The organism is Eubacterium ramulus (genome assembly GCF_003122485.1).
Taxonomy (GTDB): Bacteria; Bacillota; Clostridia; order Lachnospirales; family Lachnospiraceae; genus Eubacterium_I; species Eubacterium_I ramulus_A.
Genome location: NZ_JRFU01000157.1, coordinates 1 through 9,191 on the forward strand (window position 1 = coordinate 1; position 9,191 = coordinate 9,191).

The 9,191-nt window shown below is 41.5% G+C and carries 8 protein-coding genes; all 8 read left to right on the top strand.

Features of this window, described 5'->3' with window-relative positions:
• Positions 1 to 242: 242 nt before the first annotated feature.
• Positions 243 to 1,142 (top strand): NAD(P)/FAD-dependent oxidoreductase, encoded by a 900-nt coding sequence (locus LG34_RS13600; protein ID WP_109216550.1) that lies wholly within the window; start codon positions 243 to 245, stop codon positions 1,140 to 1,142.
• Positions 1,143 to 1,350: 208 nt separating this feature from the next.
• Entirely contained in the window at positions 1,351 to 1,662 is a 312-nt protein-coding gene (locus LG34_RS13605) for a thioredoxin family protein (RefSeq protein ID WP_109216551.1), read from the top strand.
• Positions 1,663 to 1,805: 143 nt separating this feature from the next.
• Positions 1,806 to 3,299, top strand: a complete 1,494-nt coding sequence (locus tag LG34_RS13610) for an aryl-sulfate sulfotransferase (protein ID WP_109216552.1) — start codon at positions 1,806 to 1,808, stop codon at positions 3,297 to 3,299.
• A 137-nt stretch (positions 3,300 to 3,436) separates the two neighbouring features.
• Positions 3,437 to 4,507 carry an ABC transporter substrate-binding protein gene (locus LG34_RS13615; RefSeq protein ID WP_109216553.1) on the top strand — a complete coding sequence of 357 codons (1,071 nt, stop codon included), beginning with the start codon at positions 3,437 to 3,439 and terminating at the stop codon, positions 4,505 to 4,507.
• A 15-nt stretch (positions 4,508 to 4,522) separates the two neighbouring features.
• On the top strand, positions 4,523 to 5,305 hold the full coding sequence (locus LG34_RS13620; RefSeq protein ID WP_242979908.1) for an ABC transporter permease: 783 nt from the start codon (positions 4,523 to 4,525) through the stop codon (positions 5,303 to 5,305).
• Positions 5,306 to 5,311: 6 nt separating this feature from the next.
• Positions 5,312 to 6,082 (top strand): ABC transporter ATP-binding protein, encoded by a 771-nt coding sequence (locus tag LG34_RS13625; RefSeq protein WP_109216554.1) that lies wholly within the window; start codon positions 5,312 to 5,314, stop codon positions 6,080 to 6,082.
• Positions 6,083 to 6,463: 381 nt separating this feature from the next.
• On the top strand, positions 6,464 to 8,359 hold the full coding sequence (locus LG34_RS13635) for a hybrid sensor histidine kinase/response regulator (RefSeq protein ID WP_109216556.1): 1,896 nt from the start codon (positions 6,464 to 6,466) through the stop codon (positions 8,357 to 8,359).
• A 420-nt stretch (positions 8,360 to 8,779) separates the two neighbouring features.
• Positions 8,780 to 9,191: CinA family protein (locus LG34_RS13645; RefSeq protein WP_109216557.1), on the top strand; the 412-nt coding region annotated here is incomplete at its 3' end.

Here is a 9,191-nt window from a genome sequence, read left to right on the forward strand (position 1 = left end):
CTACTCACCACTTGCAGAAGTGGGAGTCTCAACTCAGACTGAGATAAAATACAGAAGGTCTTTTATTAGACTTTAAATAGTAAATTTTAAGCCACTCACCAATAAGCTATAGCCAAAATCTATAACTGGCTATTTTTTTTGTGTATTAGACATCCTTTATTTGATGTGATAGTATCAATGACATGCAAAACCTATTAAGTAAGTATGAATAATAGGAAATATAAAAACGGGAGGAAAAACAAATGACAGATGTTCTGATCATCGGAAGTGGACCGGCAGGTATGACTGCAGCGATTTATGCAAAGCGTGCCAATCTGGACGTATTGGTAGTAGAAAAAGAATATGAAGGAACCGGTCAGATGGCAGAGAGCAGCCGCATTGACAACTATCCCGGTTTTTATGGAAGTAACGGTTATGAATTAGGCGAAAAAATCCGGGAACATGTGGAAGCACTTGGTGTTGCATTTTTCGAAGGCGAAGCAGTTTCCTTTGAAAAAACAGCTACAGGATTTAAAACCACACTGGAAAGTAGCGAGGTGCTGGAGAGCAAAACAGTGATCTACACCGCAGGAGCTGCACATCGAAAACTTACCGTTCTGGGAAGTGAGAAATTCGATAACAGAGGAATTTCCTACTGTGCATCCTGTGACGGAGCTTTTTACCAGAAAAGAGATGTAGCCGTAATCGGTGGAGGAAACAGTGCGTTAGATGATGCCTTATTACTTTCCGAAATCTGTAACAAAGTTTATCTGATTCACCGCAGAGCAGAATTTCGAGGAGATGCATCCATACTTGAAAAACTGGAGCAAAAAGAAAATGTAGAAATCATTCGAAATGCGAAAGTACAGGAAATCGTCGGTGAAAAGAAAGCTGAAAAGCTTTTATTAGATACAGGAGTAACACTTGAGATTCAAGGCATTTTCGTAGCAATTGGCATGATCCCACAGACAGAAGCCGTCAAAGATCTGGTGACGTTGGATGAGAGCGGATACATCAAAGCCGGAGAAGATGGCATAACTTCAGAACCTGGATTTTTTGTGGCAGGAGATGTCAGAACAAAAGAACTCAGACAGATTATCACCGCAGCCGCAGATGGAGCAAACGCTGCAAATTCAGCAATACAGTATATTATTAGAAAATAATCTGATTCAATAATAGAGAATATAAGACGACACAGATATAAAACTGAGATTGCCAGATAGATAACCTGATTTTAAAAATATGAATATAATGCAGAAGCAATGATGTTTTTGCAATATATATGAGGATAGCGAATATCCTTTGCCTTTGATAAAACAAAAAACAACCCAGTCAGAATAAAGGGTGGAGAAATAGAAAGGAAACAACAGCATGGTAAACGAATTGACCAGAGAAAATTTTGACAAAACAATCAGAGAGCATAGCACTGTCGTTGTAGAATTCTATTCTGCAACCTGTAAGCACTGTAAGAAGCTGGAGGCGGGCATCACAGAACTTTCCGAGGAAGCAGGAAATGATGTTTATTTCGGAAAAGTACTGATTCCGGATGAACTGTCTTTGGCAGACGAATATGAAATCAGCTCCGTACCGACCTTGTTATATTTCAAGGACGGAGAAATCAGAGAGAAATCCGTAGGATTTACACACAAATTAATCATCGCAGAAAACATCAAAAAATTATAGACCGAACCACTTTTTTGGGAAAAAGGTCAAATTTACATAGCAGAATTTAGAAAAGACCGAATCGCTTTTTCGTGGGATACTTCTTGAATTGTGTTTAAGAAGGTAGAAAGGTCAGAATTTAGAACAGAACAGGAGACAACATCATGGGATATCCAAGTATTTTTCCAACAGGAACATTAATTTACAATAAAGACAAAACATTCAACGGTTACACCGTTTTTCCATCCGCAAAAGGAGCACTTTTAATTGACATGAACGGTCGTGAAGTTCAGCTCTGGGCAGGACTTGGCGGATTTCCGAACAAGATCCTTCCGGGCGGATATGTAATGGGAACTACAGGAACCAGACCTGGTAAAAAAGCGTATCAGGATCAGATCGATCTGGTTCAGGTAGACTGGGACGGCAACATCGTCTGGAAATTCGATAAAACAGAGCTGATCGCAGACGGTGACAAAGATCCGGTTTACATGGCAAGACAGCATCATGATTTCCAGAGAGAGGGATCTACCGTTGGATATTATTATCCGGGCGGAGAGCCAAAAACAGACAGTGGAAATACCTTACTTCTGACACATGAGAACTTATACAATCATGATATTTCCGACAAACGACTGATCGACGACAAGATCATCGAAGTTGACTGGGAAGGAAATATTTTATGGAGCTGGCGTGCAAGTGATCATTTTGATCAGCTTGGATTTGACGAGGCAGCAAAAAATGCACTGTTCCGTAATCCATGCCTGCAGGGGGAAGCCGGCGGCGACTGGATGCACATCAACAGCATGTCCGTATTAGGTGAGAACAAATGGTACGATCAGGGAGATGAGCGTTTCCATCCGGATAACATTATCATTGATGCACGAAATTCCAACATTCTTGCCATCATCAGCAAAGAGACAGGCGACATTGTATGGCGCGTAGGACCGGATTTTAACGAGAGTGAAGCAACCAAAAAACTTGGATGGATCATCGGACAGCATCATTTACATATGATTCCGAAAGGACTTCCGGGCGAAGGCGATCTGCTTATATTTGATAATGGTGGCGAAGGCGGTTACGGTACTCCGAACCCTGGCGCATTAACTGGTGTCAATAACGCAAGAAGAGATTATTCCAGAGTATTACAGTTTAATCCGATCACACTGGAGATCACATGGCAGTATACACCGTTAGAAGCAGGAAACCTGTTATTCACAGATGCATCCAAATTTTACAGCTCCTATATCAGTGGCGCACAGAGACTTCCAAACGGAAATACACTGATCACAGAGGGATCTGACGGACGTCTGATCGAGGTAACACCGGACCATGAAATCGTATGGGAGTACATCAATCCGTATTTCAACACCATTCTTGGTCAGTTCACTAACAATATGGTATATCGTGCTTATCGTGTACCATATGAGTGGATTCCACAGGTGGAAAAACCAGAAGAAATTTCCGTAGAGCCGATTGATGTAGAAATCTTCCGCGTACCGGGCTCTTTAGTAGGAAACGGACTTGGAAAAGTGACAACCATCGATGGTGTAGATCCGAATGCACGTCTGATGACAGGTGGCGGTGCATCTGAGGATGAGGATGAAGAAGTAAACTTCTGTGTCGCAACTGTAAAGAAAAGTGATCTGGTCAAGAAATAGGAAAATTACCTGTTTCATGAAAAAAATAAATAATGTAGAAACAACAGATAAGTAACGCAAGCAGGTGTCGAAAGATATCTGCCTGCAAACCAAAGAAGAATTGAAAAAAAGTAGAATTCCACAGGGAGTGAAGAAAAATGAAAAGCAAAAAAATTACTGCAGCAGTTTTAGGTATCGTTCTTACATTAGGTCTGGTGGTCAGCGGTTGTGGAAGCAACAACGGAACATCCTCTGATGGAAGTGCGAAAGCAGAAAAAAATAAAGATGGTTATGAGGTTGTCAACATCGGTTTTCCAAGTGCCGGATATGAATGGGCAGAGGGAGCACTGGCAGTGGCAGAGGAAAAAGGATATCTGGATGAATATCTGAATCCATTAGGCTACGATGCAGACCTGATTCCGTTTACAGGAGCAGCACCGGCGATTCATGAGGCGTTAGTATCCGGAGATCTGGATTACGCATATTATGCGGGGTTTGCAGGAATCATGGCAAAATCAAACGGCATTGATACGAAATTACTGACCGTGACAAGTTTTGGTTCTGTATGGCAGCTTGCAGTCAGCGCTGATTCCGGTATCACTTCCTTACAGGATTTAAAAGGAAAAACCATTTCCTACCAGAGAGGTGCAACCCCTCAGATGTATGTGCTGAAAGTGTTAGAAGAAGCTGGCCTGACAGAGAATGACGTACAGCTTGTTAACAGCACAATCCCGGAAGGATTATCCAGTCTTTCCACCGGGGCTGTAGATGCAGCAGTTGTTACATACGGACAGGCAGATACTTTAGTTGAACAGGGAAAAGCGACTATTTTACATAAAGGTGTGGAAGCTGATCCGGATGTTTTCTATGAGCCAAACGTATTGATCGGAAGATCTGATTATATCAGTGCAAATTCTGATGTGAGTGTGGCAATCATTAAAGCAATGCTGAAGGCAAAAGATGATATCGTATCTGATCCGGAGGCATTCTATGAATTATCTGCTGAGAAGAGCGGAAGAACGTTAGAGCAGGTAAAATCGGTAGCTGTATCTGATCTGGAACTTGGATATCCGATCAGTCTGGATGACAGATATATTACTTCACTGAAAAATATTGAAGAATTTGAGCTGAACAACAACATCATCACCAATCAGGTAGATTTTGATTCCTGGATTGATTCCTCCTATCTGGAAAAAGCAGTGCAGGAGTATCAGGAAAGCGCACAGTAAGGAGGTCGCGTGAGCATGTACAAAGGAAATAACGTATTTATACAAAAACTGTTGATTTTTATCAACATGATCATATTGCCGGTCCTCATTGTACTGGCGTGGCATTTTGCCACCTCTACCGGTGCGATGTCTACACTGATCTTACCAAAGATCAGCACCGTGCTTGAAACCTTAAAAGAACAGATCGCAAACGGCACCCTGCCGGGAGATATCGGCATCAGTTTAAGCCGTATTGCCAAAGGTTATGCACTGGCAGTCGTTGTAGGAATTTTGCTTGGCGTGCTCATGGGAATGAACAAATTTGCAAACCGTTTCTTCATGCTGACATTTACCGCGATCCGTCAGATTCCAATGATCGCATGGGTTCCGATCCTGATCATCTGGTTTGGTATCGGTGAGGAGTCAAAAGTTGCCGTTATTTTTCTGGCAGCATATTTCCCGGTTCTGGTCAACACCGTCAGCGGTATTGAGCGTACCGATCCGAAGCTGATCGAAGTTGGAAAAATGTATCATCTGAATGGTTGGCAGCAGTTTACAAAAATCTATCTGCCATCTGCACTTCCGTCCATTTTTGTCGGATTAAAACTGGGACTCAGCGTATCCTGGATGGCAGTGGTAGGTGCAGAGATGATCGCAGCTACTTCCGGTATCGGTTTCCGTATCAACGATGCACGAAGCCTGATGCAGTATCCGGTTGTATTTGCAGGAATCATCGCCATCGCAGTAGTTGGTGTGATCATGGATCTGGCGATCTCACTGATCGGCAAATTATGCACACCATGGGAAAAAGGCAGGTAAGCACAAATGGGAAAGACATTATCAATTCAGAACGTAAATAAAAGCTTTACTGTCGATGGGCAGAAAGTAGATGTATTAAAAGATATCAACCTTGAGATTCAGGAAGGTGAGTTTATCGCCATCGTTGGACACAGTGGCTGCGGAAAAAGTACTCTGTTAAAAATCATTGCAGGACTTGAGAAAAACGACACTGGTCTGGTAACTGTGGACGGAAATGAAGTCAAAGGACCGGGCATGGACCGTGGCATGATTTTTCAGGAGCACCGCCTGTTTCCATGGATGAGCATTGAAAAAAATGTACAGCTGGGATTAAAGGGACTGAGTAAAGAGGAAAAAATAAAGTTTTCCGATCAGTATCTGGAACTTGTAAAATTAAGCGAGTTCAAAAAGGCATATCCGAGCCAGTTATCCGGTGGTATGTCACAGCGTGCAGCTATCGCAAGATCACTGGTGAGTCAGCCGGAAATTCTGCTGCTTGACGAGCCGTTTGGCGCATTGGATGCACTGACCAAGATCGAGTTACAGGAAGAGTTACTGAAGATCCGTGAGCGTTTTCATAATACAATGATCATGGTTACACATGATATCGAAGAAGCCGTATTTTTGGCAGATCGCATTGTGGTAATGTCCGCAAGACCGGGACGTATCAAAGATGTCATCGAAGTAGAACTTGGAAAATACCGTGATCGTGGTGGTAGCGATTTTGCACACTACAAAAAGAAAATTTTCGATTATTTCTTCGAAGAAAAGACCGTTGTACCGGAGTACAACATTTAAAAAGAAAATCCACACAAATGGATTTGCATATTTGTTTTCTATAGAAAAATCTCTCTGAATATGCTTGTCAAACAGACAGCAGAAGTCAGAGGGATTTTTTGTGTACAGATGCAGAGATTTTGAGAAGATTATGCCAGCTTACGCTGACCAGAATTACGCACCAAGGTTCACATATGATTGACTTGAATGTGAAGAAAAAGAATCGTCGGGTGAAACGTCTGATTTCCTTGCATATCGAAAAGAAAAAAGATAAAATGAATTCAAGAGAGCATCAGTATTCTTAATGCAAAATGTGCGTCATGCAAAGCGTGACATATTCTTCTACGCATTTTTGCAATACAGAAATTTTTTACGAAGACAAGTTTTACAAAGGACAAGAAAATGGAAGAATTATATTTGGGGATATCCGGTTTTTTATTGATCGTTTTGACACTTTTTCTGATAAAAATCGGCACGTCGATTGAAAGAAGTATCAGTAAGACATATGCAATTATTTTTACTACAGCAGTGGAGCTATATGTAGCGCTGGATGCCCTTTTTGTAAAATGCTTTTTTACAGAAGGAGGAAGTGTAAGGGCATTTCGGATCATTGCATTTGCATTTCTGTTGATGTACGTTATCATGCCGTATACCTGGCATTTGTTTATACAAAGCTATATGGGAGTGCAGCGCAGAATCTGCATAAGGATACTGGAAGCGGTTCCGATGATGCTTCTGGTTGTTCTTGTGATTGTGTCTGTGTTTAATGGGATGCTGTGGAACATTGATGATCATAGTGTGTATACCCGTGGACCGTGGTTCAAGTCGTTTGCGGTTTTGAATCTGTTTTACTATGGATTTGCCTTTGTACAGAATTGCTATATTCTGATTACAAAAAATAAAAATGGAAAGCGATATGTGCTGATATCCGCCGTTTTTTCATCCATTCCGTTGATGGGAATTCTGATCAATGTTTTTGCTTTTTCTTTGCGCGGTGTGTATCCGCTTCAACCATATTGCCTGACGGCAACGGTGCTGCTGGCATATCTTTTTATGGTGGAGCATCAGAAGAAAGAGCATGACAGGGAACAGCGGGAAAAATTACTGCTGGCATTGGAACATGAGAAAGAAGCTGCCAGAGATGCGAAGGAAGCCGGTGCAGTGAAAGCTACGTTTCTGGCAAACATGTCTCATGACATTCGTACACCGATGAATGCAATCCTTGGATTTGCTGATATCATTGCAAAACATCCGGATGATGAAGCTGTTGTCAGAAAAGCAGTAACAAAAATACAGGCATCCGGAGAGGTTTTGATGAAGCTGATTAACGATGTGCTGGATCTATCCAGAATTGAAAGCGGAAAGCTGACGTTGGAGGAAACCGCCGTAGATCTGAAGCAGATATCAGAAAAACTGAATATGATAATGGAATACAGCATGGAAAAGAAACACATTCAGTTTCAGCTTATCAGTGAATTGCAAAATCCCTGTATCTGGTGTGATGAGACAAAGTTACAGCAGATTCTGGTCAATATACTGAATAATGCAGTGAAATTTACACCTGAGGGTGGAAAGATTACACTAGAGTATGAAGAAACACCGGTGAATGAAGAATTCTCAGAATATCGGATTTCCGTGCAGGATACCGGTATCGGCATGGATGAGGAATTTCAAAAACATGCCTTTGAAGCGTTTGAGCGTGAGCGGACTTCCACGGAAAGTAAGACGGAAGGAACCGGTCTGGGACTTGCAATTGTAAAGAAACTGGTTGAACTGATGGGCGGACAGGTGAGCATTCAAAGCAAAGTAGGGCAGGGTACAAAAATCACTGTTTGTCTGCGTTTGAAGATTGCGGGACAGGGCGATATTATCGATAAGCAAAAAGAACCGGCAATTGCCGCAAATGCGGAACTGGCGGGAGTGCGTGTCCTTTTGACAGAAGATAATGAGCTGAATGCGGAAATCGCAAAAGAAATTCTGACCAGTGCAGGAATGATGGTGGACTGGGTAGAAGACGGAAGTGCATGTTTAAATCGTCTGAGACAGGTGGAGGTCGGATATTATCAGGTCATATTAATGGATATTCAGATGCCGAAAATGAACGGATATGAAGCCACAAAACGTATTCGTGAGCTTCCGGTTTCAGGAATGGCTCATATTCCGATCATAGCAATGACAGCGAATGCATTTTCGGATGATCAGAAACGGGCATTGGATGTTGGAATGAATGGATTTATTACAAAACCGATTGATGTGGACCGGATGCTGAGGACGATTCAGCAGACGCTGCAAAGATAAGGATGGAAAAATTTGATATTTCAGAGAAACAGGATAAAAATCATGGTAACTTTGAGTGGATTCAGAGTTACCATGATTTTTTAGTGATTTTTTTCAAATGATGTAGATTAATTAGTTTATATCAACGTAAACTGCTAAAACGGACGGAATTGTTAATTGTGCACCAAGTACTGTTGTATAAGAATATAAGCCAGTAGAGGTACCATAAAAACTAATGATATCATCTTCTAATACACGGTTCGAAGGATCTGGTACATACATTTCATACAATAAATGATGGAGATATCGTGATGATAGATTATTCACCTTTTTGGAAAACGCTTGAAAATTCAACTGAAAATTGGTATACATTAACGAATAAGCATAATTTATCTCATAGTACACTTCATCGTTTAAAAAGGAAAAATATGGAGGGGTAAAATGGAACAGAACAGAAACCGAATAGACAATATTATAAAAAAACTGATAGAAACTCATACGACCATTTCAACAATGGAAAGTTGTACTTCCGGCATGATTGCATCTATGATCACTGATACGGAAGGAGCATCAGCAATCTTTCCGGGAGGATTTGTTACTTATTTGAATGAGACAAAGATTCTGATCGGTGTGGATGCAAAAGTAATTGAGAAATACGGTGTATATTCCAGAGAATGTGCAGAGGCAATGGCACAAACTGCACAGGAAAAGTTGAACACGGATGTTGCCATTGGTATCACTGGCACAACCGGAAATGTAGATCCGAATAATGCTGACAGTGTGCAGGGGCAGGTGTATTTTTGTATTCGGATTGGAAATCAGGCGCATACTTTTGAATTACAAGCAGAGGTGG